At 71.3% G+C, this 2,258-nt stretch carries 2 protein-coding genes; both read left to right on the top strand.

Going from position 1 to position 2,258, the window contains the following annotated elements:
• Positions 1–887, top strand: an 887-nt coding sequence (locus AC27KI_RS23015; RefSeq protein WP_487116025.1) for an N-formylglutamate amidohydrolase, incomplete at its 5' end; no start/stop codon positions are given.
• 223 nt (positions 888–1,110) lie between these two features.
• Positions 1,111–2,258 (top strand): leucine-rich repeat domain-containing protein (locus AC27KI_RS23010; RefSeq protein WP_487116023.1); only part of this gene is annotated, 1,148 nt, incomplete at its 3' end.

Here is a 2,258-nt window from a genome sequence, read left to right as displayed (position 1 = left end):
CGCCCGCCGTCGCCGCGGCTGCAGCGCCAGCGGCCATGTTCTCCGCCGTGCCCGGCCGCACGGCCCTGGTGCTCGATTCGCCGCACAGCGGCACCACCTACCCCGACGACTTCCGCGCCGCCATCGACCTGCCCACGCTGCGCCGCGCCGAAGACACGCATGTCGAGAAGCTCTACGCCTTCGCCCCCGCGCTGGGCGCGGCCTGGGTGGAGGCGCACTTTCCCCGCATCTACCTGGACGCCAACCGCGACACCACCGAGGTCGATGCCAGCATGTTCGAGGCCGGGTTCGACACCGCGTGGACCGATCCCGTCACCACCGATCCCGTCGTGCTGCAGAAGGTGCGGCTGGGCAAGGGGCTGATCTGGAAGTTCACGGACGAGGGCGTGCCCATCTACGACCGGCTGCTCTCCGTGGCAGAAGCGCGCGCACGCATCGACCGCTGCTGGCGCCCCTACCACGCGGCCGTGGCCCGGGCGATCGACGAGGCCCATGCCCGCCACGGCTACAGCATCCACATCAACTGCCACTCCATGCCCGCCGTGGCCGCCAGCCATGCCACGCTGCACCCGGGCCTGCACCATGCGGATTTCGTGATCGGCGATCGCGACGGCACCACCGCCAGCCCGGCGCTGTCGCAGGCGATCTGCGCCTTTCTGCGCGAGCGCGGCTACAGCGTGGACTACAACCACCCCTACAAGGGCGTGGAGCTGGTGCGCCGCTACGGCCACCCGGAGACCCACCGCCACAGCATCCAGGTGGAGATCAACCGCAAGCTCTACATGGACGAGCGCACGCTGGCCATCGAGCCGGCCGGTTTCGCGCGGCTGCAGGCCGATCTGCGCGCGCTGGTGGAGTGGCTGCTGGCGACCGATCCCCGGCAGTAAGGCGGCATTGACGCGGCATTGAAAGCGGCAGGGGCGCGCTGCGCTTTTTTGCAAGAGGGGAAGCGGCGCGGCTTGCGCGCGGGTCGCTTCGCATGGCGGGCATTGCATTCGCATTCCGGGCGCAGCGGAGCCGGCCGACTTCGTAGATTGCGGGTCCACTGGCCCGTCCCGCGGGCCTGCCCACCCCCTGCCCGCGACGCGCTTGCCGCGTGTCCGCCCTGCCATGCCATCGCTTTCCACCCTGTTCAAACAGGAGCCGTTCACGCACCGCTCCGAAGCCCCGCCCCCCGCTGCGGTGCCATCGCCTCCCTCGCGCTCCACGCCGGCCTCTGCCGACACCCACGCCCAGGCGCTGCGATCGCGCGCGGCGGCCGCTGCATCGGGGGCGATACCGCCCCGCGCAGCGTCTTTTGACGCGGTTCGATGGAAGCAGGAACTGCAACGCTGGTGCGACGCCGATCCGCACCGGGCCGTCTCGGGCCACCACGGGCTGTTCGGGCGCCTGCGGGCACTGGGACGCAAGGCCGGCGCCGGGAAGGGCGATCACGGCCTGCCGCTTTTGGCCGAGCACCGCGAGACGGCGATGCAGCGGTTGCTCGCTTGCCATGCGCAAGGCGCCGATGGCCGCACGCTCGATCTGAGCGGGCTGGGACTCTCCAGCCTGCCGCCGGGCCTGGAACGGCTGGCGCATCTGGAGGCGCTGGACCTGTCGAACAACACCGGCCTGCAATCCCTGCCCGAAGGGCTGGCCGGGTGCCGGAACCTGCGCAGCCTCACGGCCTGCAACGGCTTTGTCAGCCACGTGCCGCCCTCCCTGTTCCAGTTGCCGAATCTTGAAACGCTCGATCTGTCGGCCAACCCTTTTCTCAAGGCACTGCCGCAGGCCATGGCGCAAGCCCCCCGCCTGCGGGAGCTGCGCGTGCCGCATTGCGACGTGAGCCACCTGCCGCCGGGCATGGCGGACATGCCGGCGCTGCGGACCGTGGATGTGTCGCACAACCGCGGCCTGCACACGCTGCCGCCCGGCCTGCGCGAGAGCCACGTTGCGCTCGCACTGCAGGGCACGCCGGTGGCGCTCACGGACCGCTTGCTGCAGCCCGTGCCGTGGTCCCCCGGGCAGCGCGCCGCGCTGGAAACCCGCGTGGGACCACTGTCGAGCGCCTGGCGGGCTTGTGCGCCCTTGCTGCAGGACGGCAGCGCATCGCGTGCGGCGATGGATCAGGCGCGCAATGCGCTCTCTCAGGCGTTGCGCATCGACGGCGCGGGCACCGAGGCCGCCTGGGCCGATGCGGACGCGGCTGTGCAGCGCTGGCTGAGCCAGGGCCTGCCGATCACGACCGAGCGCATCCAGGAGATCGGCTGGCGCCTGAA

This window comes from Acidovorax sp. KPB24-03, from assembly GCF_057546605.1.
The sequence above is the reverse complement of the archived record's forward strand: the minus strand, read 5'-3'. Positions and strand labels throughout refer to the sequence as shown.